This is a genomic window from Leifsonia sp. L25 (genome assembly GCF_050632895.1).
On record NZ_JBODRZ010000002.1, the window covers coordinates 96,683 to 119,131 of the forward strand.

A 22,449-nucleotide genomic window follows, 5' to 3' on the forward strand; every position below is an offset into this window, starting at 1 on the left:
CGAGCGGGTGAGAGCGTACGGGAAGGGCTCAGTCACTTCGTGACCTCCTTGTAAATATAGAGTTCGCGCTCTCCGCGGGGAGCATCCCAGCCTTGCGCGAACGACCAGCGGCCGTCGATCCTCTGCAGCCCGCCCCAGGCGAGGGACCCCCCGCGGTGGAGACCGGTCTGCGTGAACGGGGCGTCGACAGAGTAGTGCGCCTGGGCGGCGGCGAAGTCGTGGTGCTCGTCGGCGTAGAAGAAGTCCAGCACCAGGTCGTCCCCGCGCACGACGGCGCAGGCGACCTCGAACAGGGTGCCCGGCAGCGGCGACAGGTCGAGGTAGGGCTGCTCGGAGAAGGTCCACGAGACCAGGTCGTCTGAGTGCCCGATCATCGGTCGATCCCCGCAGCCCTCGGAGAGGTACATCAGGTACTCGCCGCCGATCCGCACCGCGCGGCCGTGCTCGTCGCGCGGCACCACGGCGCCCTTCGCCCAGCCCAGGGACACCTCGAGCGGGACGACCAGGCCGATCTTCTCCCACGACACCAGGTCGTCGGAGACCATCCCCATGATGTCGACGGCGGTCTCGCCCTCAGCGGTGCGGCGGATCGCGTTGTAGAAGAGGACGTACCTGCCGTCGGCCTCGTAGACCTTCGGGTCCTCGCAGCCCAGCGTCTCGTTGTCGAGAGTCGGGTACACCACCGGGTTGGCGGGGTCGTCGTGCCAGACGCCGTCGCGTCGGACGGCGTGCCCGATGCGGCTGGCGGTCGACTCCATCCGCGGCGAGGCCCGGTAGAAGAGGTGCAGCTCCCCGCCGCGCTCGATCATCGTCGGATTGAAGATCGCGCTGCTCGTCCAGCCGACGCCGGTGGGGTCGTCCCACTGGCCCTCCAGCCGGAAGGTGAGCGACGGGTCCCGCTCGAACGGGCCGATCGCCCAGTCCGGCGCATCGGGGTAGTGCGCCGAGAACTGGTCGGTCGAGATGTGGTCGGTGAGGGCGTTGGAGTGACCCAGCGCCTCCTCGTAGTTGAGGCGGAGGGCGTCGGTGTAGGCGGCGTCCACTGTTCTCCTTGCGTTGCGTGACGGGTGGTGGGCGGGCGGCTCAGCCCTTGACGGACGAGCCGATGTCGGTGGAGATGAAGTAGCGCTGGAACGCGATGAACAGCACCACGACCGGGGCGGCGAGCACCACCGCGCCGGCGAGGATCGAGCCGTACGGGTTGGTCGTGGAGGCCGCGACCGTGCTGATGTAGTTCGCCAGCGACACGGCGAGCGGCTGCAGGCTCGCGTCCTTCGTGATCAGGAAGGGCCAGAGGAACTCGTTCCACGGGCCGATGAACGTCAGCAGCACCACGGTGACGAGCGCTGGGCGCACCAGCGGGAGGGCGATCCTCCAGAGCAGTTTGAACTCCCCGGCGCCGTCCACGCGCGCGGCGTCGAACAGCTCGCGCGGCAACTGCAGGAAGTACTGCCGGAAGATCAGCACCGCCGCCGAGTTGATGGCGAACGGCAGGATCATCCCCAGGTAGTTGTCCGCCAGCCCGTAGTTGCGGGCGATGAGCACATACAGCGGAATCATCAGCAACTGGAACGGGATGGTCTGGACGAGCAGCGCCAGCGCGAAGGTCACGCCGCGCCCGCGCCAGTGCAGGATCGAGAGCGCGTACCCGGCGAGCACCCCGAACACGACCGTGCACAGCAGCACGCCTCCGGTGAAGATCCCGGAGTTCACCAGCCCTGTCCAGAGGTTGATGCGGGAGTCGATCGCCGAGTAGTTGTTCAGCGTCAGGTTGGCCGGATTCGGGAAGGCCCCCGCCACGCTCGTGTCGGGCGCGGCCTGCAGCGACCCGACGAGCATGTAGTAGAAGGGGAACAGGAAGGCGATGGCGCCGATCGTGAGCACGATGCCCTGGATGATCGCCTGCGGCCGGCTCAGCCGCGTGGCGGCGGAGAGGTCGCGGCGACGGCGCTTCCGGGGAGCCCCGGGAGCGAGTTCCGCGCGTGCGGTCTTGAGAGTGGTCATCAGTCGCGTCCTCCCGCGAATCGGTTCTGCAGCCAGCCGATGATCAGCACCAGGATCACCAGTACGACGCCGATCGCGGCGGCGTAGCCGGGGTGACCCTGCTGGATGCCCTGCTGGTAGATGAGGAGCACCGGGGTGGTCGAGTGGCCGTCCGGGCCGCCGCCGCCGGTGAGGAGGTAGGGCTCGGTGAACAGGTTGGCGCCGGTGATCGTGGAGATCAGCAGCACCAGCACGGTCGCGGGCCGGACGCCCGGGACGGTGACGGAGAAGAACTGCCTGACGCGCCCGGCGCCGTCGGTCGCAGCCGACTCGTACAGCTCGTTCGGCACGTTCTGCAGCGCGGCGAGGTAGAGCAGGATGTAGAGGCCGAGCTGCTTCCAGGTCACGTAGATCGCGATGGTCGGCATCGCCAGCCAGGGGTTCACGAACCACGACGGGTTCGGCGCGAGCAGGCCGAGGATCTGGTTCACCAGTCCCGTGCTGTTGAACAGGAACAGCCAGACGCCGATGATCGCGACACTCGCCGTCACGTACGGCACGTAGTAGCTCACCCGCAGGAACGTCCGGAACCGTTTGACGCCGTTGAGCGCGCTCGCGAGCACCAGGGACAGCGCCACCGTGAGCGGCACGTTGATGATCAGGAAGATCCCGACGTTGACGAACGACTGCAGCACTGCGGGGTCGGTGAACGCCTGCACGTAGTTGGCGAGGCCGACGAAGGGCTGGCTGACCTGCGCCCCGGGGGCGGCGAAGAAGTAGTCGAAGAACGACATGTACACCGCGAACCCGAGCGGGTACGCGAAGATCGCGATGACGAAGATCAGGTACGGCGCGCCGAGCAGCCAGCCCAGCGGGTTGCGGCCGAGCAGCCGCTGCGCGAGGGAGGCCGCCGCCGCGGGGCCGTGCCGGCGGCGGGCGTGGTGCCCGCCGCCGGACGAGCGGAGGTCGTGCTCATGGCTACTTCTGGCTCTGGAGCTGGTCGATCTTCTGCGACGCGCTCTTGAACGCGTCCTCGACCGTGCCGGTGCCGTTGATCACGGCCTTGGAGTAGGCATCGCGCAGGGCCTGCAACTGGGCGATGGTGTTGACGCCCGTCGGGTCGTCAGCCGTCCGCTCGCTCTGAGCGCCGAACTCCTTGTAGGCCGGGTGCGCGTCGAAGTAGCTCGAGTACACGCTCGCGACGTTGGACCGGATCGGCATCTGACCGGTGACGTTCAGCAGCTTGCCGTCCTGGTCCTTGGAGGTCGCGTACTTGATGACGTCCCAGGCCGTGCCCTGGTTCTTGCACGAGGTGTACATCCCGATGTTCTTCGCGTCGGGGAAGGTGTACGTCTGGTCGGCCGACTTGCCGTCCTTGGTCGGGACGGGGACCGAGCCCCACTGCACCTTGTCGCCGTAGTACGCGATCGCCCACGGGCCGACGATGGCCATCGCCGACTTGCCGTCGGCGAACGCGTCGCCGGTGTACTGCTCCTTGCCGGCGAGGCCGTCGGCGTAGATGGTCTTCCAGAAATTGGCGACGTCGATCGAGTCCTGGCTGGTGAGGTTCGACTTGCCGTTCTCGATGAACGTCTTGCCGCCGGTCTGGGCCGCCAGCAGGGGCAGGAAGTCGAAGTTCGGCTGGAAGAACTCGCTGGTCGGGGCCGGGTAGATCGCGTACGGTGCCGCGCCGGACGACTTGATCTTCTGAGCCGCGGCCAGGAACTTGTCGTAGGTCGACAGGTCCGGGTTGCTCGGGTCGATGCCGGCCTTCTGGAAGATGGCCTTGTTGTAGAAGATCATCACCGGGTTCTGCTTCCACGGCATCTGGAAGTAGTCGCCGTTCGGCGACTTGTACTGGTCAGCCGACTTGCCGCTGCGGGACTGGATGTACGAGTTGCCGTCGGAGAACTTCGACAGGTCGACCAGGCCGCCCTGCTTCTCCCACTGGCCGGTGGCCGCGGGCAGGTTGTTGAACACGAGGCACGGCGTGGTGCCCGCCGTGATGGCGGCGCCGATGACCTCCTCGGTGCTCTTGCCGGCGGGGACCTCCTGTGCCTTGATCTGCTCCTTGGGGTGCGAGGAGTTCCAGGAGGAGACCATCGCTTTGCCCCACTGCACCTCTTGGGCGTTGTTGGAGTACCAGATGGTGATCGGGCCGTGCGCCTTCATGGCGTCGGTCTGACCGCCTCCGCCGCTGGAGCCGCACGCGGCCAGGGTGCCGGCGACGACGCCGGCGCTGATGACGGCGACCGCGAGTCTGCGGTAGCCGGTGATGCGTTTGCGCATGATCTGTGCTCTTTCTGTGATTTCAGTGACGCGATGGCGCGGCCGTCGAGGCGCGCACCACCAGTCGGGCAGGGGGCAGGGCGACGTCGGCAGGCTCGCCGTCCTCCACCAGCCGCAGCAGTGCGGTGGCGGCGGCGATGCCCCAGCCGGCCGGGTCGTTGTCCAGGGTCGTGAGGCTCGGATAGATGTAGGTCCCGATCTGGGATCCGTCGAGCCCGGTGATGGACAGGTCCTGGGGGAGCCGGAGGCCGCGCTCGTGCGCGACCCCCATGCCCGCGATGGCCATCGGGTCGTTGCCGTAGACGATGGCGGTCGGAGGCTCCGCGGAGTCGAGGAGCGTCTTGGTGGCCTCCGCGCCCTGTTCGGGCGAGAAGTCGGTGGGGACGACGAGCGGGTGCAGTCCCGCCTCGACCATCGCCTGCTCGAAGCGCTCGCGGCGGCGGAGACCGTGCAGCATCCGCTCGTCGCCGGACACGTGCGCGATGCGCGTGTGGCCGAGTCCGAGCAGGTGTGCCACGAGCTCGTCGATTCCGGAGTCGTAGTCGCGCGTGATGACCGGGAACTGGCTGCCGCCGACCGGCTCGCCGAGCGAGACGGCCAGCGACCCGAACTCCTGCACCAACCCGATGCGGTGGTCGTCGGCCAGGAGGTCGGTGAGCAGGAAGCCGTCGACCCGCTTGTCGAGGGCGAGCCGCTCGTAGGCGCGCGCCTCGGCCTCGTGGTCGGGCACGACCGTCAGCACCAGCACCTGGCCGCGCTCCGAGAGCACGGTCTCGACGCCCGCGATGAACGCCGCGAAGAACGGGTCCACCTCGATGGTGCGGGCGGCGCGTCGCAGGATCAGGCCGAGCGCGTAGGCGCGCCGGGTGGTGAGCCCGCGGGCGCTGGGGTTGGGGGTGAACCCGAGCTCCCGCGCGGTGGCGAGGATGCGCGCGCGGGTCTCCAGCGCCACACCGGGCTTGCCGTTGAGGGCGAGCGACACCAGGCCCTTGCTCACGCCCGCCGCTCGCGCGACGTCGTTGATCGTGATGTCGGCCGGCGTCACCGCGGCACCACCGTGGTGAAGCCGCCGGGCACGACCGTGACGGTGCCGTTGCCGTTGAGCGGGATCGGCGCGCCGACCTGGTGTCCGGCGGCGTCGTAGCGGGTCGCGAGCACCGGGCCGGAGCCGCTGAGCTGCTGCGGCACGGTCGTCGAGGTGGCGTTGACGTAGACGTCGAGGCTGCCGGTGCCGGTCAGGCCGAGGTGCGAGATGACGGGCTGCACGAGCACTGCGTCGAGGCGGGCCCGGCCGTTCACCCGAGCGGTGACGGAGGTCGCCCCGGCGGGGGCGGAGACCGGGAGGGTCTGCGGCAGCAGGAACACCGGGCTGGGCGCGATGCCTTGCGCGCCGGGGCGCACGTTCTGGCTTGTGCCGAGTTGCACAGTGCGGTTGCCCGCGCTCGCCGTCCACGCCGTGGTGCCCGACCCGCTCGTGGCGGTGCCGTCGGGGCCGAGGTCCTCGATCGGGAGGATGCGCGCGGCGGAGTGGCCCGCCGGGAGCGTCATCGTGACGCTCGCACCGGTGGAGGCGGAGACGTATGCGCCGCCCGACCAGTTCGCCGAGCCGGTCCACGCGGACGGCGGGGTGACGACGCTGGCGGGGCCGGTGAGGGCGCCCTTCTCGGCCTCCACGACCTGGAGGCCGTTGACGGCGGTCCGGTGCGTCAGCGCCAGCGCCTCCCGCTTGATCGCCGGATGCGCGTCGAGGGCGAGCATGCTCAGCTCGGTGTGGATGGCCGACTCGGCGCCGCAGTTGTGGTTGACGCCGCCGTCGCCGCCGATCCCGTCGACGCACACGCCGGTGGCCGGGTCGTAGACCGGGACGCCCGCCGGGTTGGCGCCGAAGTACCAGGCGGCCTGGGCGCCCGCGAGGGTGGCGAGGCCGGTCGAGCCGGTCGCGTCGGAGGCCGCGACCAGGCCCTCCACCCGCGAGTCGACGCCGTAGGCGATCTGCGACGGGTCGGCGGGTGTCGGCGTCCAGCCGTTGTCCGGGCCGCCGCTGGCGAGAAGCTGCGGGGTGAAGCTCGCGAGGTCGGTGTTCGCGGCGCTCTGCAGGCTGCCGTCGTGGAGCTGGGTCGCTGCCGCGGTCAGCGCCGCCGGCTGCATGCCGCCCCAGGCGTGCCAGAACGTGGGGGAGTTGGCCTCGGGGAGCAGTGCGCCGAACGGCCACTGGCCGGTGCCGCCGGAGGAGAGCCCGGCGATCCCCTTCGCGTAGCGCTGGAGGTCGGTGCGCGCTTGGCCGTCGCCCGGCGCGGCCGCGGTGTACGCGCTCAGACCGAGCACCGCCTCCGCCGTCGGGCTGGCGCTGCCGACGATCAGCCAGCCGGGCACCGTGACGCCGTTGGCCGTCTCGGTGGTGCCGTACTTCGCGAGCGAGTGGCGCTCGAGCGAGCGGAGCGCGAGCGACATCCGCTGCTGGAGGAACGATGCGAACGCCGGGTCGGACTTCTCGAAGCCGGCGTAGCCCTCGCCGAGCGCCCAGACCGTGCGCGCCAGCCAGTACGACTCGCCCGAGTCGCTCGGGTTCGGCTGGTCGGCCGGGATCGCGGACGGGTTCAGCGTGCCGTCGTGCTGCTGCCAGAGCACCACGTTTCCGGCGTTCGGGCCGGAGTCGACCTGCAGGTAGGTCAGCTCGCGCAGCAGCTCGTAGGCCGAGGCGCGACTTGCCGCGGTGCCGTTCTGCTTCCAGTCCCGGAGGTAGACGACCGCGGCGCGGGAGATGTCGTCGGCGTCGAAGGAGCCCTGTGCATACCAGCCCTTGGTGGCATCCGTGATCGGGCCGCCGCCGACGCGCGTGAAGCTGCCGTCGGCGTTGCGGTTCGCGTACACCCACGGGGCACGCGCGGTCGGCTCCTGGCTCTGCTGATACGTGGAGTGACCCGCGACCCCGGACAGCAACGGCACATCGTCCAGGAGGAAATTCAGGTGGGCGAGGTTCGTCAGCGTGGGGACGGCCGGAGCCGCGGGAGCGGGGAGGCGTCCGCCGGGGCGGCGATCGCCGGTACGAGCGCGGCGGCGAGGAGGGCTGCGCCCGTCGCTGCGGCGAGGAGTCGATTCCGCTTCATTGCGTTCCTTCTCTGTGTTCGACCGGCGTGGGGCGGGGGACCCGTGCCACCCGAGTCCGACTGATGTCTAAACCGGTTTAAAGGACGGTAGCCGCGCTTTTCCGATCTGTCAACCGGTTCACCCGGCGGTCCACCCCCGGGGGTCTTGTGCCGCTCTGCGCCCGCGACGAGACTGGGGCGACCGGCCGCCGACGTCCGGCCGGGTCACGACCGAGGAGGAAACGTGGAGTACAAGGACATTCCGACCAAGGCTGACATCGAGAGGATCGCGGCGCTGCGCGAACCGGGCTGCGTGAGCATCTACCTGCCCACCGGCACCACCCCGCCGGAGGCGGACAAGGCGCGGATCGAGCTCAAGAACCACCTCGTGCTCGCGGTGAAATCGTTGGAGGGCATGGGCGTCGACCGGCACCGCATCGCCGCCGTCCAGGCCGAGGGCGAAGGGATCCTCGAAGACCGCGACTTCTGGCGCTACCAGTCCCGTTCCCTCGCCGTGTTCCTCGACGGGGAGGTCGCCCAGACCTTCCGTCTGCCCAATCGGCTGACCTCCGCGTGCGAGGTCGCCGACCGCTTCTACATCAAGCCGCTGCTGCGCGCGGTGACCTTCCCGCAGTCGGCGCTCATCCTCGCGCTCGCGCAGAACTCCGTCCGCTTGATCCGCGTCGACCCCGAGCAGCCGCCCGCGCTGATCGACGTCGAGGGGATGCCGAAGGACGTCGCCGCCGCGGTCGGCAAGACCTCCATCAGCGGGCGCGCCGCCGAGGGCCGCATCCAGGGCTCCGAAGGCCAGAAGGTGCGGATGCTGGAGTACGTCCAGGCCATCGAGCGCGCACTGCACCCGCTGCTGGCGACCTCCACCGAGCCGCTGATCCTGGCGGCGACCGAGCCGTTGATCGGCATCTTCCGCGGAGCGACGGACTACCCGCGCCTGGTGGACGACGTGATCGCGGGCAACCCGGAGGACAAGACCGAGGAGGAGCTGGCGACGGCCGCGCGCGGCGTGCTCGACCGCCTGTACGCCGGCAAGATCGACGCGCTCAAGGAGGACTTCTCCACCCGCATCGCCGGCGGCACGGCTCTGGTGGACCTGAGCGACATCGCCCGCGCCGCGACCTACGGCGCGGTGGAGACCCTGGTGTTCGACATCGACCGGCGGGTGCCCGGCTCCCTGGACGACGAGACCGGCAAGATCGCGTACCAGGACGACGACACGGCGGGCAACTACGGCGTGGTGGACGAGATCATCCGCCGCTCGCTGGCCTCCAAGGCGAAGGTCTACGCGCTGCGGGCGGACGACGTCCCCGGCGGAGGCGCCGCCGCGGCGGCCGTCCGCTTCCCCGTCTGACCTGCCCCTCGGCGACCGATCAGTGCCGCTCGGCGCGGGCGAGGGCCAGCACGAGGAACTCTTGGACGGCGGCGAGCCAGTCGTAGACGGCCCGGCGCGTCGCCGACTCCAGGTCGTGCACATCGCCCTCATCGCCGTCCTCCTCGATGCCGAGGCCGGCGGCCAGCCCGAGACGGATGTCGGTGAGCGCGCGCAGCCAGGCCTGGGCCTGGTCGGCGTCCAGCCGCACGTCGACGGCTCCGTCCGGTGCGCCGTCGTCCGCAGGGCCGCTCAGCGAGGCGATGACGAGCTGCGCGTTCCGCGCCTTCGACTCGGCCAGCCGCTCGGCGGTGAACCGGCGGAACTCCGCCGACGCCTCCGGGTCGTCGGGATAGGCGTCCGGGAGCAGGCGGGCCAGGGCCGGGTCTGCAGAGGCGCCGTCCGGCGACCCGGAACCGGCGCGCTCGGCACGGTCCGCCGCCTCGGCGGCGAACCCCGCAGGATGGCGGCCTCGTCCGCCTCGAACCGCGCGCGCACACCGCCGCCGCGCCGGTCGGCGCGGAACGGCCTCACGCGTCCGCCTTCGTCAGCGTGGCCCACAGCCCGTAGCCGTGCATGGCCTCCACGTGCCGCTCCATCTCCTCGCGCGTGCCCGTCGCGACGACCGCGCGGCCCTCGTTGTGCACGAGCAGCATCAGCCGCCTGGCCTCCGCCTTGGAGAAGCCGAAGTAGCTCTGGAATACATAGGTGACGTACGACATCAGGTTCACCGGGTCGTTCCACACGATCGTCACCCACGGCGCGCCGAGCTCCAGCCGCTCGCCGAGGTCGACCTCCTCCTCGGTGGCGGGCTCCGCCATCGCGGGCGTCACCCCGCCTGCACCTCCGCGATGGCGTCCGCGGCGCGAACGAGTGCCAGGTGGGTGAGCGCCTGCGGCGTGTTCCCCGCCTGCGACCTGCCCTGGACGTCGTACTCCTCGGAGAGCATCCCGACGTCGTTGGCGAGTGAGACGAGGCGGTCCATCAGGCGCACCGCGTCGTCCAGCCGGTGCGAGCGGGCGTACTGCTCGGTCAGCCAGAACGCGCAGGCCAGGAACGGGTGCTCGCCGGGTGGGAGGCCGTCGACGCCGTTGTCGGTGCGGTAGCGCAGGGGGAGGCCGTCGCGCAGCAGGTCCTCCTCGATCGCCTTCACCGTGCCGAGCATCCGCGGGTCGTCGTAGGCGCAATAGCCGACCTGCGGGAGCAGCAGCAGCGAGGCGTCCACTTCCGTGGTGCCGAAGTACTGCACGTACGCGCCCCGGTGCTCATCGAAGCCGTTGGCCTCCACATCCGCGCGGATCTGGTCGCGGAGGTGCCGCCACCGCTCCACCGGGCCGTCCAGGCCGTACTGCTCGACGCCCCGGACCGCGCAGTCGAACGCGGCCCACACCAGCACCCGGGAGTGGGTGAACATCCGCTCGTCGCCGCGGATCTCCCAGATGCCGTGATCGGGCTTGCGCCAGTTCTGCTCCAGGTACCCCATCAGCGCGCGCTGCAGCGCCCAGGAGAACCGTGTCTCGGGGACGCCCTGCGTGCGCCCGTGGTCGAGGGCGAGCATGACCTCGCCGATCACATCGGCCTGGAACTGCGTGGAGGCGTCGTTGCCGATCCGGACCGGGTGCGCGCCCTGGTAGCCGGGGAGGCTGTCGAGCTCCCGCTCGGCGAGATCGCGTTCGCCGGCGAGGCCGTACATGATCTGGACGTCGCCGGGGTCGCCCGCGATGGCGCGCAGCAGCCAGTCCCGCCAGTGGTCGACCGAGTCGTCGTAGCCGTGGGCGAGCAGCACGCCGATGGTCAGCGACGCGTCGCGCAGCCACACGTAGCGGTAGTCCCAGTTGCGCTCCCCGCCGAAGTTCTCGGGCAGCGAGGTGGTGGCCGCCGCGACGATGCCACCGGTCTCCAGGTGGGTCAGCGCGCGCAGGATGAGCAGCGAGCGCACGACCTCCTCGCGGTACGGGCCCTCGTGGTCGCAGCTCTCCGCCCATTTCGTCCACCACTCCCGCGTGGTCTGCAGGGAGGTCTCCACGTCGAGTGCGTGCGGCGCCGGGCGGTGCGACGGGAACCAGGTCATCGACAGGTCGACGGTCTGGCCGGCATGGACGGTGAAGGTCGACTCGTGCGCGTGGTTCGACGCATGCAGCGCCGACCCGCGGAACACGAGCCCGTCCGGGCCGGCGACGGCGACGAGCGCAGCCGGCTTCTCGCCGGTGACCTTGCGCACCCACGGTATCGCGCTGGCGTAGCCGAAGCGGATCCGCAGTTCCTCGCGCAGCTCCACGTGCCCGCTGACGCCGCGTACGCGCCGCACCAGGTCCGCCCGGTGGTCGCCCATCGGCATCGCGTCCACCACCTCCACCTCGCCGGTGGCGGTGCGCCAGCGGGTGACCAGGATCATGGTGTCCCGCTCGTACTGGCGCGTGCTGGTGGCTTCGGGGTCGGTCGGGGCGAGCAGCCAGCGGCCGTGGTCCTCGGTGCCCAGGAGGGCGCCGAACGTGGACTGCGAGTCGTACCTCGGCAGGCACAGCCAGTCGATGCTGCCGTCCCGTCCGACGAGGGCCCCGGTGAAGCAATCACTGATCAGGGCGTAATCCTCGATGGGGAGCGACATATCCCCAGTATGGCCGTACTGTGAAGCGCATGACGCAGTCCGTGGGCACTCTGGTGATTCTCGGAGCGAGTGGCGATCTGTCGTCCAGGCTCCTCCTCCCTGCGATCGGGCAATTGCTCACCCACCACCCGGATCGGCGTTTCCACCTGGTCGGCTCCGGGGCCGAGGACTGGTCGGACGCGCATTGGCGGTCCGTCGTGAAGGCGTCCTTCAAGACCGTGAAGGCCGGCGGCCCAGCGGTGGAGCAGGTGCTCACGAGCACGGTGTACCTGCCGGCGGATGTGACGAAGCCCGACGACCTGCGGAAGATCTTCGACGCGTGCGATGGAGCGCCCGCGCTGTACTTCGCCCTGCCGCCGGCGATCACGGCGAAGGCGTGCGAGGCGCTCGGCAAGCTGACGCTTCCGGCCGGACTGACTCTCGCGCTGGAGAAGCCCTTCGGCACGGACAAGCGCTCCGCCATCGCGCTCAACAAGCGGCTGGCGACGCTGGTGCCGGAGGAGCGGATCCACCGTGTGGACCACTTCCTCGGCAACTCCACCGTGCTGAATCTGATCGGCCTGCGCTTCGCCAACAGCATCCTGGAGCCGGTGTGGAACGGCGACCACATCCAGAGCGTCGACATCGTCTACGACGAGTCGCTCGGGTTGGAGGACCGCGCCCGCTACTACGACCACGCCGGGGCGCTGATGGACATGATCCAGAGTCACCTGCTGCAGGTGCTCGCGGTGTTCGCGATGGAGCCGCCCAGCGCGCTCGACGCCACCGACCTGCGCGACGCGAAAGCGGCGGTGCTGCGGGCGACCCGGGTGTGGAAGGACGATCCGGTCGAGGCGAGCCGCCGCGCCCGCTACACGGCGGGGACCGTCGGCGGGAAGAAGCTCCCGGCCTACACGAACGAGCCGGGCGTCGACCCGGCGAACGACACCGAGACGCTCACCGAGGTGACGGTGCAGATCGACACCTGGCGCTGGGCCGGCGTGCCGTTCACGCTGCGTTCGGGCAAGGCGCTGGGCTCGCGCCGGCGCGAGATCCTGGTCACCTTCAAGCCGGCGCGGCACATCCCGCGCGGGCTGAAGGGACACCGTGAGCCGACGATGCTGCGCATCATGCTGGCGCCGGACGCCATGTCCCTGGAGCTGAACATCAACGGCCCGGACGACCCGCACGAGATCGAGCGCGTGGCGCTCAGCGCGGAATTCGGGCCCGGGCTGCTTCTGGCCTACGCCGAGGTGCTGGAGGGCATCCTCGACGGGGACCCGTCGCTCTCGGTGCGCGGCGACACGGCGGTGGAGATGTGGCGGATCGTCGCGCCGGTGATCGCGGCGTGGAAGAAGGAGGAGGTGCCGTTGCAGACCTACCGCGCCGGCTCGGACGGGCCGGCGTCGTGGAAGAGGATCGGCTGAGCGGGGCGCGACCAGCGGGGCTTCAGGCCGCCGGACGCTCCGCGATCGCGGGGAACTCGCCCGTGACGGGCTTGCGCAGGTCGGTCCACACAGTGATCGGGGCGGGCTCCCAGCCGAAGGCGGCGGGCTCCTCGTGCTCCTGCTCCTCGTGCTCCTGCGTCTCGTCGACCGACGCGGCTGCTGCGATGGCGACGGGCTCGGCGGGAGCGCGGTGCTGCGGCTCGGACGCGACCACGACGGTGGTCTCCCCGGCCTCCAGGCGGCGGCGTGCTTCCACCAGGGCGGCGGTGATGCCGACCGAGACAGACTGCGCGAGGACGGAGTGGAAGATGGAGTCGGTGTCGTCGGTCGAACGGCGCGACACGGTCCATTCACCGCGTTCGCCGATCAGCTCGGCGATCTTGATGTGGACCACCTCGAGGATCTGTGCATCCGTGAGCTGAGGAACGGGCGCCGCCTGCACCTCGGCGGCGGCATGCCGCCTACGACCAAACATCGCGATACCCCTTCCAGGTTCTCCGTCGAGAACCAGTCTCGGGGGTATTCACCTCATAGCGCGCGGACACGCCGTGCGAACTGCGGAAATCGTCCGGTCAGCGCCGGATTTCGCGCCCGTCGGCTTCGCGGGACTCCTCCAGGACCGTCCCGACCGCGATCACGACGCTCAGGGCGGCGCTGATCCACATCAGCGGCACCCGCCAGTCCCGCGGCCCCTGCTTGGTCGACTGGATCGTCGTCCACAGCCCGATGACCGCGCTGATGATCGCTCCGTTGAAGATGAACTTGCGCATCCGCGTCCTTTCGCTCGTTCCGCCAGGGTACGCTTCCGAGGGCGCCGGGTTGAAGGGGTGCGCCGGGTTGACGATGTCGCAGGGAGAGGAGTGGGATGCGGACGGCGATCGTCGGCGCTGTGCTGCTCCTCCTGGGTGCGGTCGCGGTGCTCACCGGGCTGCTGCCCGGCGCGGACGCTGTGGCCCTCTGGGACCGTGTCTGGCCGATCCTGCTCTTCGTGATCGCGGTGACGGTCGTGACCGAGCTGGCCGCGGAGGCCGGCGTGTTCACGGTGGTCGCCCAGCAGACCGCGCGCTGGGGTCGCGGGCGCGCCTGGCTGCTCTGGCTGCTCGTGGCTCTCGTCGCGACGCTGAGCACGATCTTCCTGTCGCTCGACACCACCGCGGTGCTCCTCACGCCGGTCGTGATCGTGGTGGCCCGGCACTCGGGGCTCGACCCGCTGCCGTTCGCCCTGACCACCGTCTGGATCGCGAACACCGGGTCGCTGCTCCTCCCGGTCTCCAACCTCACGAACCTGCTCGCCCAGCACGCGATGGGCGACCCCACGCCGTTCGCCTTCGCCGCCCTGATGTGGGCGCCTGCGCTCGTGGCGATCGTCATCCCGCTGGTCGTGGTGTTCGTCATCTCGCGCACGCGGCTGCTGGTCCGCTACGAGACGGGGCCGGAGGACGGGATCGAGGACCCGGTGCTGTTCTGGATCGCCGCCGCCGTGGTGGTCGCGCTGATGCCGCTGCTGGTGTCGGGCATCCCGGTGTGGATCCCGGCCTCGGGCGCGGCGGTCGTGCTGGTCGTGGTCTTCGCGGTGCGGCGGCGTTCGGTGCTGCGCTTCGGTTTGCTGCCGTGGCAGCTCGTTCTGCTGGCGTCGGGTCTGTTCCTGTTCATCGAGGCGCTGCACGCGAACGGCCTCGGCACCGTGCTGGCGCGCGTGTCGGGCTCGGGGGAGTCACCACTCGCGCTGCTGCGGCTGTCGCTGACCGGGATGGTCGGCGCCAACGCGATCGACAACCTCCCCGCTTACCTCGCGCTGGAGCCGGCCGCGGGCAGCCCGGTGCGGCTGGCGGCCCTGCTGATCGGGGTCAACGCCGGTCCGCTGATCACCCCGTGGGCCTCGCTGGCCACGCTGCTGTGGCACCAGCGGCTCACCTCGTTCGACGTCCGGATCCGCTGGGGCCGCTACATGCTGCTGGGCCTGATCGTCGCCCCCGTCACCGTCGTCCTCGCGACGCTCGCCCTGGCCGCCAGCGCCTGACCCGCTCCGCACAGGGGTCGCAACACGCCGCTATCGCGTGCGCGTAGCGGCGTGTTGCGACCCCTGTGCGTCACTCGGCGGGGAGGAGTTGCGCGGCGCTGACGATGCGGCGGCGGGCTACGGCCGCGAGGGCGAGCGCGAAGCCGATCGCGGTCCAGATCAGGAGGCCGCCTAGGCCCCGCCACACGCCGGTCGATCCGTCCACCACACCCTGCAGGGCCGTGATCGCAGGCGAGGTCGGCAGCCACGCCGTCACGCTGTCGAAGAACCCGGGCGCGGTCGACACGATCCCTGAGGCGAGCGTGACCACGACCACGAGCATCGACAGGAAGCGCCCGAGGCCGCCGAGCAGCGCGACGAGCCCGTGGTTGACCGCCGCTAAGCAGACCGCCGCAGCCGCAGCCACGCCCGCGAAACCGAACCACGCGCCGACGCTCAGCTGCAGGGCGGGCTGCATGATCGCGGCCACGAGCACGCCCTGGACGACGCCGATCGCGGCGCCGGGCAGGAGCCCGTCGGACGCGATGAGGCCGGCAGCGCGAGACGTCAGCAGCGCACGCCGCGAGATCGCCTGGAGCACCAGGAACGACGCGAACGCCCCGAGCCAGAGCGCGACCGACGCGAACAGCGGGACGCTGGAGGTCCCGAACGCCGTCGTGCCGGACTGTTTCTGGCCGACCGGCTGCGAGGCGACCGACGCCAGGTTGGTGCGCTGACCCGCGTCGTAGTTCGGGAGCTGAGCGACGGCTTGGTTCAGCCCGGAGGCGAGGGAGGCCGCGCCTGCCGCGGACTGGTCGGCGCCGGACGCGAGAGCGGGAACGCCCGCCGCGTACTGCTGCACGCCGGCCGCGTACTGCGAGGCGCCGTCCGCCGACTGCTGCACCCCGGAGGCGAGCTGTTGCGCGCCGGAGGCCGACTGGGACGCGCCGGCCGCGAGCTGCTGCGCGGCCGAGGCCGACTGGGCGAGCTGGCCCGGCAGCGGTGCGACGCTGCCGGCGAAGGTCTGGGCTCCGGCGGCGACCTGCGTCGCGGCGGCCTGGAGTCCCTGCGCGGGATCCGGGTTCGTGATCCCGTCGATGGTCGCCTGGATGCCGGCGCAGATCGGGTCGGGAGTGGCGCCGACACCCGGGTGCAGCGCTGTGCAGTTCGCCTCGAGTCTCTTCAATCCGGCCACCGTCGCGCCGATGCCGTCGCGCACCCCGGCCGTGCCGGTCGCGAGCTGCGCAGCCCCCGCCGGGAGCTGCTGCGCCGCGGTGGCCCCGTGCGAGACGCCGTCCGCGTACTGGGTCATCCCGTTCGACAGCGTCCCGAGCCCGTCCGCCAGCCCGGACGCGCCTCCCGACAGCCGGCCGAGCCCGCTCGCGAGCGAGTCAGCTCCCGTGGAGAGCTGCGTCGCCCCGTCCGCGAGCTGGTGCGTCCCGCTCGCGAGCTGGGTCAGCCCATTCGAGAGCGATCCCGCGCCCGACGCCGCCTTGGCGAGCTGGTCGTGCAGCGTGTTGAACCCGACATAGACGTTCTCCAGATACGTCGTCGTGAGCTGTTTGTTGAGCACGCCGGTCGCGGTCGTGGTGACGGCCTGGCTGATCGCCGGGTCCACCAGCTTGGATTTGTGACTCGTGCGCACGTCGATGGTCGCCTGGGTGGCGGCCCCGGAGGTCCCGGCGGTGGAGGTCGCCGCCTGGGAGAAGTTCTTCGGGATGGTCACCACGGCCACATAGCTGCCGTCGGCGATGCCCGCGTTCGCGTCCTTCTGGTCGGTGAGCACCCACGTGAAGTTCTCGTTCTTCGCACCGAGCAGTCCCGCCGCCATCTGCCGGCCGAGCGGCACGATCTGGCCGTTCACGGTGGCCGGCTGGTCGAGGTTGACCACGGCGGCCTTCACCTCGCCGAGGCGGTCGGTCGGGTTCCAGAGCGCCCACACCAGCAGGCCGCCGATGACGAGCGGGACGAGGACGATGCCGACGACGGTCAGCCAGGTCACCCGCTTGTCGGAGCGCATCCGCTCCAGCGAGAACAGCGAGCGCGGGCGGCGCAGCGCCAGATTCGGGGAAGCGGAGGGCGGTGGGGTGGTCATCGGGCGTTCGCCTTCTCGAGGTGGGCGGCAGGGTGGCGGTCGGCGGCCTCGGCGAGCTCGGGCGCGCTCGGAAAGGATGGGGAGGCGGTGCCGTGTGCGGCGCCGTCGGAGTCGACGACGAGCTGCACCGTGGTGGGCTCGGCGGTGTCGGGGAGCAGGTCGTCCAGCCCGGACGGGTCCACGCAGCTCACCGCCAGTGCGAACGGTCGACCGGCCGCCGAGGCGTCGGCGAACGCGCGGCTCAGCTCGACGCGCACGCGCCGCCGCTCGACGGGGTCGGTCACGCTGTCGGCGGCATCCAGACAGAGGATGACGGGCGAGCTGGCGAGCGCGCGGCGCACGTCCTCCACCGGGGTCTCGGCGCGGTCGAGCCGGACCACGGAGGTCCGCGAGCGCACGGCCGATCCGCGCGTGGGGAGGACGAAACCGGCGACCTTGACCGTTCCGCCGTCGACGCGCGTGCGGCCGGTGACGGCCATCAGCAGCGCGAGGGCAGCCGTGCGGTCCGGGCCGTGCACGACCAGGGTCTCTCCATCGGCGAGCCGGAAGCTCACGTCGCGGAGGATCGGCGTGCGCCGCGCGCTGACCGACAGGCCGTCCGCTGCGGCGACGTACCGGGAGCCCGGCTCAGGCCAGTCGGCCAACTCCAGTTCCTTCTGCAGGCCGTCGCCCTCCACGTCGAACGAGGGGAGCACGCGGTCGAGCCAGCGCGGCATCCACCAGGCCCGGTCGCCGAGGAGCTGCAGCACCGCGGGCACCAGCGTCATCCGCACGATGAACGCGTCCACGAAGACGCCGACGGCGAGGCCGAGCGCGATCGGTTTGATGGAGGCGTCGCCCTCGGGCACGAACGCTGCGAACACCGAGATCATGATGATGGCGGCCGCGGTGACGACCTTGGCCGAGCCGACGAAACCGCTCTGGATCGCCCGGCGCGCGTCGCCGCCGTGCACGTAGTCCTCGCGGATGCGGCTGACCAGGAAGACCTCGTAGTCCATCGCGAGCCCGAACAGCACGCCCATCAGGATGATCGGCATGAAGCTGATCACCGGCCCCGTCTTGTCGAGGTGCACGGCATCCCCGAACCAGCCCCACTCGAACACCGCGGTGACCGCTCCGAACGCGACGCCGACCGACAGCAGGTAGCCGAGCGCGGCCTTGATCGGCACGGCGATCGAACGGAAGACCATGGTCAGCAGCACGAGGGAGAGCCCGACGACGAGGATGCCGAACGGCAGCAGCGCCCCACCGAGCCGGGTGGAGACGTCGATCTGGGCCGCCGTCGTGCCGGTCACCTTGAGGTCGACGCCGTACTCGTCGAGGAAGTGCTGGTGCTTGGCGCGCAGCTCGGCGACGAACTGGGCGGTGCGGGCGTCGTCAGGCGCCGTGGTCGGGATGACCTGGACGATGCCGGTGTCCGCGTTCTGGTTCGGAGTGGAGAGCGGGACGGCCGCGACGCCTGGGAGGTCGGCGATCTCCGCGCCGAGCTTCTTCATCAGCCCGAGCGGGTCGTGGCTGGAGATGATCGAGCCGGTGACGATCAGGGGGCCGTTGTAGCCGGGGCCGAAGTGCTCGGACACCAGGTCGTAGGCGATGCGGGCCGGGTCGTCCTTGGCGTGCGACCCGGCGTCCGGGAGCGCGAGGCGGAGCTGGAGGGCGGGCACGGCCGCGATGCCGAGAGCGACGACGACAGCGACGACGGTCACGATCGGGAAGCGCGTGACGGCGCGCACCCAGGTGCGGAAGGGGCCCTTCGGGATGTCCGCCGTGGCGGCGTGGGCGAGGGACGGGTTGGCGCGCGTCGCCGGCTCGGGAACCGGCGCAGCGGCGTCCATGGCGGCCGGCTCGGCCGCCGCTGCGCGTTCCGCCGCGCGCGCGGCACGTTTCGCCGCCCGGTGTCCCGGCGTGATCCGCGCCCCGGCGAACCCGAGGAACGCCGGCGTCAGGCTGAGCGCGACGAGCACCGCGATGCCGACGGCGACCGATGCCGCCAATCCCATCGTGGTCAGGAAGGGGATGCCCGCGACGGCGAGCCCCGCCAGCGCGATGATCACCGTGATGCCCGCGAACAGCACGGCGGAGCCGGCGGTCGCCACCGCGCGCGCGGCGGACTCCTCCGGATCGACGCCCGCCTTCAACTGGCTCTGATGCCGCGAGATGATGAACAGCGAGTAGTCGATCCCGACCGCGAGCCCGAGCATCAGCGCCAGCAGGGAGTGGTCGAGGAGATCGGCCCGAACAGTGTCGCGAGGAAGATCAGGGCCATCGAGAGCCCCACGCCCAGCAGGGCGGTGGCGAGCGGCATCCCCGCCGCGAGGATCGAGCCGAACGTGATGATGAGCACGACGATCGCGATCAGCAGCCCGACGCCCTCCGTGGGCGAGATGGTCGGCAGGTTCTGCGAGAAGAGCTGCCCGCCGACCGCCGTCTGCGAGCCGGACGGCAGCTCCTTCCGCAGTGCGGCGCCGGCGTCTTTGATCGCGGTCTTGGTCTCCGCCGGGACGGTCGTCTGCTGGCCGTGGAGCTGCACGGTGATGATCGCCGCCGTGCGGTCGTCCGAGATGAGGTTCTTGACCGTCGTGCTGTACGGGGAGGTCGTGCCGGCGACGCCGGCGGTCTTCGCGAGGCCGGCGACGGTGCTCTCCACCGGACCCTGGATGGCGGCCTGGTCGACCGTCTCGCCCTTCGGGGCCACGACGACGATCTGCGCGCTGGTCCCGCTGACCTGCGGGAAGGTCCTGCTCAGCGTGTCGAGCGCGTCCTGCGACTCCGTGCCGGGGATGCTGAAGGTGTTGTCCGTGCCCTGGTTGAAGGCGACTGCGCCGCCGGCCAGGAGGACGAGCAGCAGCAGCCACAGAGAGAGGACCAGCTTGCGGGCGCGGAAGGCCCAGCGGCCGATCGAATACAGGAGCGAGGACACGCGTTCTCCAGCAGTGAAAAGGGAACGACGGCGCGGGTGAGGCCCGACCGTCGAAAGGGTTTCGATACACCGTCGTATCCGATGCTCGACTGTATCGGATACACTCGTGTATCGGGAACTCGGCACAGGAAGGTTTCAGCTTGAACAGCACGGCTCTCAGAGATGACGCGCCTCTCGAGTCCGCACGCCGGCAGCGCACCCGCACGCGCCTCCTCGACGCCGCCTTCGACGTCTTCGCCGAGCAGGGCGTCAAGGCCGCGAGCGTGGAGACGATCGCCGAAGCGGCGGGCTTCACCCGGGGCGCGTTCTACTCCAACTTCTCCAGCAAGGAGGAGCTCTTCTTCGCACTCATGGAGCGCGAGAAGACCCTGCGCCTGGCGCAGCTCGACGCCGGCGTCGAGCAGTTCCTCCGGCCGCTGGTCGGGTCCGGAGGAGCCGAGCTCGACGACGCGGATGTCCTCCGCACAATCACCCGCATCCTGGAACTGCAGTCCGACGACCGGCGCTGGTGGCTCGTCCAGTCGGAGTTCCTGCTGCTCGCCCTGCGCGACCCGGCCATCTCGGCGGACTTCCTGCACTACCAGGACAGCTTCTTCCAGGAGCTCACCGAGACGGTCGTCGCCGCGCTCGCCAGCGCCCGACGCCGGTTCACGATCGACCCGGGGGAGGCGGTGCGCGTCATCGCCGAGCTCTGCGCGAACGGGGAGGCCAGGGCGCTGCTCTCCGGAGACGAGCGGAAGTTCGCCGAACGGCTCTCCGAGTCGGTCCCCGCGATCCTGCTGGCCCTCACGGAACGGGTCTGATCTCCGGGGTCTGATCGAACGCCGAGCAGCAGCGGGTAACGTGTGCTCGATGCGACGTCGACTGCTCCGTCCGGCCCTCGCGACCGCGCTCTGCGCGGCCGTGCTGCTGGTCGTGGCCGCGTGCGCCGCTCCGGCGAACCCGGAGGCGACGCCGGGCGCGGCCGCCAGCGCGACGCCGTCGCCGAAATCGACCCACGACCCGTTCCCGAAGCAGCCGCTCACGGCACAGACGCGCTACGTCGCGATCGGCGACTCGTTCGCCGCCGGGATGGGCGGGGGCGACGAGACCGGCAAGTGCCGCTCCAGCCCGTTCAGCTACCCGAGCGTGTTCACGCGCGACTCCGGGGTCGACCTCGTCGTCGACGCGGCGTGCGCGGGAGCGACCACCTCCGACCTCCTCAAGCACCAGCTCATCGCCCTGGACGACCGCACGGACCTGGTGACGGTGAGCATCGGCGGCAACGACCTCGGCGTCGCCGCGATCGCGGCCGAGTGCTCGTCGGGCAAGGCGGTCGCCTGCCGCAACGGCGTGTCCTCGGCGCTGTCGCTGCTCAACGTCCTCCCGGAGCGGCTGTCGGCGGTCTACGCGGCCATCCACCTCGCGGCGCCGAACGCCCGCATCGTCGTCACCGGCTACGCGGTGGTGTTCGACAACTACGACCCGAAGTCGCCGACGTTCGGCACCGACACCGCGATCAACGCGGCGACCCTCGGCCTCAACCAGACGATCTCGGACGTCGTGGCCACGCAGCGGGCGCACGGCGTGCCGATGACCTACGTCGGCGTCGACTTCGCCGGGCACGGGATCGGCTCGAAGAAGCCGTGGCTGAACCTCAGCGGGACCGACGCCTTCCACCCGACCGCAGCGGGCTACGCGCAGTACGCGAACGCGCTGGTGCGGCTGCTGGGTCGAGCGAAGTAACCGGGTCGTCCTCCGCGGCCTGGGAGGTGATGCGGGCGCGTCCGTCGGTGCTGCTGCCGTCGATGGCGGCGCGCGCGAACTCGAGCGTCTCGCGGAGCATCGCCGCCCGCTCGCCGGCGTCGCGCGCCTTCCGGGTGTTCACCTCCGCGACGATCGAGCCGTCCCAGCCGGAGGCCGCCAGCGAGCGCAGCACCTCGGCGACCGGCTGGCTGCCCCGTCCCGGGACGAGGTGCTCGTCGAAGACCCGCGAGTCATCCAGCGGGCCGGAGCCGTCGCACAGGTGCACATGCCGCAGCCTGCCGCCGAGCTGGTTCGCGAGGTCGAGCCCGTCCACTCCGCTCAGCGCGGCATGCGAGAAGTCGAGGGTGACGGCGTCGCAGTCCATCCCGACCGGGTTCCAGTGCGGGACGTACCCGGCCATCGACCGGCCGGCGACCTTCCACGGGAACATGTTCTCGACCGCGACGGTCACGGCGGTGCGCTCGGCGGTCGATCGGACGAGACCCAGGAAGTCCTCCGCGTAACCGGACTGCCAGCGGAACGGCGGGTGGACGACGACCGTGTCGGCGCCCAGCTCCGCGGCGAGCTCGGCCGACCGTTCCAGCTTCACTCCGGGGTCGCGTCCCCAGACGAAGTGCGTCAGCAGCAGGACGGGCGCGTGCACGCTCAGGATGCGCGTGCCGTAGCGTTCGGCGAGCCTCCGCAGGGGCTCGGCCGACTGCGTCCGGTCGTCGCGGGTGACCATGACCTCGACGCCGTCGTAGCCCAGTTCGGCGGCCGTGCGGAAGGCCGTCTCGACCCCCAGCGGGTAGACGCAGGTCGTGCCCATGCCGATGCGCATCACGACCGTCACTCTAACCACGGCGCCTGAACGAGCAGTGTCCTGAGGGGGAACGCGCGCCGGTACCCGTCGGCGCGGGCGCTGGTACTGTG

General features: G+C 70.9%; 19 protein-coding genes and 1 pseudogene. 5 read left to right on the top strand and 15 right to left on the bottom strand.

Annotation, left to right across the window (positions count from 1 at the left end):
* Nucleotides 1-32: 32 nt before the first annotated feature.
* The 7 genes from ACRAWC_RS01210 to ACRAWC_RS01240 all read right to left on the bottom strand — a co-directional run bounded on the left by ACRAWC_RS01210 (nucleotide 33) and on the right by ACRAWC_RS01240 (nucleotide 7,379).
* The gene (locus ACRAWC_RS01210) at nucleotides 33-1,043 is read right to left on the bottom strand and encodes a hypothetical protein (RefSeq protein WP_431346116.1); all 1,011 of its coding nucleotides are present in this window, start codon (nucleotides 1,041-1,043) and stop codon (nucleotides 33-35) included.
* Between the two features lie 40 nt (nucleotides 1,044-1,083).
* On the bottom strand, nucleotides 1,084-2,004 hold the full coding sequence (locus tag ACRAWC_RS01215; RefSeq protein WP_431346117.1) for a carbohydrate ABC transporter permease: 921 nt from the start codon (nucleotides 2,002-2,004) through the stop codon (nucleotides 1,084-1,086).
* Complete coding sequence (locus tag ACRAWC_RS01220; protein ID WP_431346118.1) at nucleotides 2,004-2,777, bottom strand: carbohydrate ABC transporter permease; 774 nt, start codon at nucleotides 2,775-2,777, stop codon at nucleotides 2,004-2,006. Before ACRAWC_RS01220 ends, ACRAWC_RS01215 begins: the two co-directional genes overlap by 1 nt.
* A 184-nt stretch (nucleotides 2,778-2,961) precedes the next feature.
* Entirely contained in the window at nucleotides 2,962-4,272 is a 1,311-nt protein-coding gene (locus tag ACRAWC_RS01225) for an ABC transporter substrate-binding protein (protein WP_431346119.1), read from the bottom strand.
* Between the two features lie 22 nt (nucleotides 4,273-4,294).
* Complete coding sequence (locus ACRAWC_RS01230; RefSeq protein ID WP_431346120.1) at nucleotides 4,295-5,317, bottom strand: LacI family DNA-binding transcriptional regulator; 1,023 nt, start codon at nucleotides 5,315-5,317, stop codon at nucleotides 4,295-4,297.
* A complete protein-coding gene (locus tag ACRAWC_RS01235) occupies nucleotides 5,314-7,218 on the bottom strand; it encodes a hypothetical protein (RefSeq protein ID WP_431346121.1) in 1,905 nt (634 codons plus the stop codon). Before ACRAWC_RS01235 ends, ACRAWC_RS01230 begins: the two co-directional genes overlap by 4 nt.
* Nucleotides 7,219-7,253: 35 nt before the next feature.
* Complete coding sequence (locus ACRAWC_RS01240; protein WP_431346122.1) at nucleotides 7,254-7,379, bottom strand: hypothetical protein; 126 nt, start codon at nucleotides 7,377-7,379, stop codon at nucleotides 7,254-7,256.
* Nucleotides 7,380-7,602: 223 nt separating this feature from the next.
* On the opposite strand from ACRAWC_RS01240, the gene ACRAWC_RS01245 reads away from it, so the two are divergent.
* Entirely contained in the window at nucleotides 7,603-8,724 is a 1,122-nt protein-coding gene (locus ACRAWC_RS01245) for a hypothetical protein (RefSeq protein WP_431346123.1), read from the top strand.
* A 19-nt stretch (nucleotides 8,725-8,743) separates the two neighbouring features.
* Here the strand turns inward: ACRAWC_RS01245 and ACRAWC_RS01250 are convergent, their stop codons facing one another.
* From ACRAWC_RS01250 to ACRAWC_RS01260, 3 genes are all read right to left on the bottom strand, one after another.
* Nucleotides 8,744-9,121 carry a DUF2017 family protein gene (locus ACRAWC_RS01250; protein ID WP_431346561.1) on the bottom strand — a complete coding sequence of 126 codons (378 nt, stop codon included), beginning with the start codon at nucleotides 9,119-9,121 and terminating at the stop codon, nucleotides 8,744-8,746.
* 151 nt (nucleotides 9,122-9,272) lie between these two features.
* Nucleotides 9,273-9,563, bottom strand: coding sequence for an ATP-dependent Clp protease adapter ClpS (gene clpS / locus ACRAWC_RS01255; RefSeq protein WP_431346562.1), 291 nt, complete (start codon nucleotides 9,561-9,563; stop codon nucleotides 9,273-9,275).
* An 8-nt stretch (nucleotides 9,564-9,571) separates the two neighbouring features.
* On the bottom strand, nucleotides 9,572-11,350 hold the full coding sequence (locus tag ACRAWC_RS01260; protein ID WP_431346124.1) for a glycoside hydrolase family 15 protein: 1,779 nt from the start codon (nucleotides 11,348-11,350) through the stop codon (nucleotides 9,572-9,574).
* Nucleotides 11,351-11,379: 29 nt separating this feature from the next.
* Here ACRAWC_RS01260 and ACRAWC_RS01265 point away from each other — a divergent pair, with 29 nt between their 5' ends.
* Nucleotides 11,380-12,756 (top strand): glucose-6-phosphate dehydrogenase, encoded by a 1,377-nt coding sequence (locus ACRAWC_RS01265; protein WP_431346125.1) that lies wholly within the window; start codon nucleotides 11,380-11,382, stop codon nucleotides 12,754-12,756.
* Between the two features lie 22 nt (nucleotides 12,757-12,778).
* On the opposite strand, the gene ACRAWC_RS01270 is transcribed toward ACRAWC_RS01265, so the two are convergent.
* On the bottom strand, nucleotides 12,779-13,252 hold the full coding sequence (locus ACRAWC_RS01270; RefSeq protein WP_431346126.1) for a hypothetical protein: 474 nt from the start codon (nucleotides 13,250-13,252) through the stop codon (nucleotides 12,779-12,781).
* Nucleotides 13,253-13,349: 97 nt separating this feature from the next.
* Entirely contained in the window at nucleotides 13,350-13,547 is a 198-nt protein-coding gene (locus tag ACRAWC_RS01275) for a hypothetical protein (protein ID WP_431346127.1), read from the bottom strand.
* A 95-nt stretch (nucleotides 13,548-13,642) separates the two neighbouring features.
* Between ACRAWC_RS01275 and ACRAWC_RS01280 the strand changes: the two genes are divergently transcribed.
* Complete coding sequence (locus tag ACRAWC_RS01280; RefSeq protein WP_431346128.1) at nucleotides 13,643-14,797, top strand: SLC13 family permease; 1,155 nt, start codon at nucleotides 13,643-13,645, stop codon at nucleotides 14,795-14,797.
* 70 nt (nucleotides 14,798-14,867) lie between these two features.
* Here ACRAWC_RS01280 and ACRAWC_RS01285 read toward each other — a convergent pair whose 3' ends face one another.
* Entirely contained in the window at nucleotides 14,868-16,871 is a 2,004-nt protein-coding gene (locus ACRAWC_RS01285) for a YhgE/Pip family protein (protein ID WP_431346129.1), read from the bottom strand.
* Nucleotides 16,868-19,791 (bottom strand): annotated as a pseudogene (locus tag ACRAWC_RS01290) (MMPL family transporter). The gene ACRAWC_RS01285 and the pseudogene ACRAWC_RS01290 overlap by 4 nt, the downstream one beginning before the upstream one ends.
* Nucleotides 19,792-19,931: 140 nt before the next feature.
* Here ACRAWC_RS01290 and ACRAWC_RS01295 point away from each other — a divergent pair.
* The gene (locus ACRAWC_RS01295; protein ID WP_431346130.1) at nucleotides 19,932-20,594 is read left to right on the top strand and encodes a TetR/AcrR family transcriptional regulator; all 663 of its coding nucleotides are present in this window, start codon (nucleotides 19,932-19,934) and stop codon (nucleotides 20,592-20,594) included.
* A gap of 49 nt (nucleotides 20,595-20,643) precedes the next feature.
* Nucleotides 20,644-21,516, top strand: coding sequence for an SGNH/GDSL hydrolase family protein (locus ACRAWC_RS01300; protein ID WP_431346131.1), 873 nt, complete (start codon nucleotides 20,644-20,646; stop codon nucleotides 21,514-21,516).
* Here the strand turns inward: ACRAWC_RS01300 and ACRAWC_RS01305 are convergent.
* The gene (locus ACRAWC_RS01305) at nucleotides 21,428-22,357 is read right to left on the bottom strand and encodes a sugar phosphate isomerase/epimerase family protein (protein WP_431346563.1); all 930 of its coding nucleotides are present in this window, start codon (nucleotides 22,355-22,357) and stop codon (nucleotides 21,428-21,430) included. The two genes, ACRAWC_RS01300 and ACRAWC_RS01305, sit on opposite strands and share 89 nt — an antisense overlap.
* Nucleotides 22,358-22,449 lie beyond the last annotated feature (92 nt).

Excerpts from the sequence above, each read along its gene's own strand:
- ACRAWC_RS01285 (WP_431346129.1), bottom strand. The coding sequence starts at position 16,871 with ATGACCACCCCACCGCCCTCCGCTTCCCCGAATCTGGCGCTGCGCCGC.
- clpS (WP_431346562.1), bottom strand. The coding sequence starts at position 9,563 with ATGGCGGAGCCCGCCACCGAGGAGGAGGTCGACCTCGGCGAGCGGCTG.
- ACRAWC_RS01275 (WP_431346127.1), bottom strand. The coding sequence starts at position 13,547 with ATGCGCAAGTTCATCTTCAACGGAGCGATCATCAGCGCGGTCATCGGG.
- ACRAWC_RS01240 (WP_431346122.1), bottom strand. The coding sequence starts at position 7,379 with ATGAAGCGGAATCGACTCCTCGCCGCAGCGACGGGCGCAGCCCTCCTC.
- ACRAWC_RS01270 (WP_431346126.1), bottom strand. The coding sequence starts at position 13,252 with ATGTTTGGTCGTAGGCGGCATGCCGCCGCCGAGGTGCAGGCGGCGCCC.
- ACRAWC_RS01305 (WP_431346563.1), bottom strand. The coding sequence starts at position 22,357 with ATGCGCATCGGCATGGGCACGACCTGCGTCTACCCGCTGGGGGTCGAG.
- ACRAWC_RS01280 (WP_431346128.1), top strand. The coding sequence starts at position 13,643 with ATGCGGACGGCGATCGTCGGCGCTGTGCTGCTCCTCCTGGGTGCGGTC.
- ACRAWC_RS01225 (WP_431346119.1), bottom strand. The coding sequence starts at position 4,272 with ATGCGCAAACGCATCACCGGCTACCGCAGACTCGCGGTCGCCGTCATC.
- ACRAWC_RS01220 (WP_431346118.1), bottom strand. The coding sequence starts at position 2,777 with ATGTCGTTCTTCGACTACTTCTTCGCCGCCCCCGGGGCGCAGGTCAGC.
- ACRAWC_RS01300 (WP_431346131.1), top strand. The coding sequence starts at position 20,644 with ATGCGACGTCGACTGCTCCGTCCGGCCCTCGCGACCGCGCTCTGCGCG.
- ACRAWC_RS01265 (WP_431346125.1), top strand. The coding sequence starts at position 11,380 with ATGACGCAGTCCGTGGGCACTCTGGTGATTCTCGGAGCGAGTGGCGAT.
- ACRAWC_RS01260 (WP_431346124.1), bottom strand. The coding sequence starts at position 11,350 with ATGTCGCTCCCCATCGAGGATTACGCCCTGATCAGTGATTGCTTCACC.
- ACRAWC_RS01215 (WP_431346117.1), bottom strand. The coding sequence starts at position 2,004 with ATGACCACTCTCAAGACCGCACGCGCGGAACTCGCTCCCGGGGCTCCC.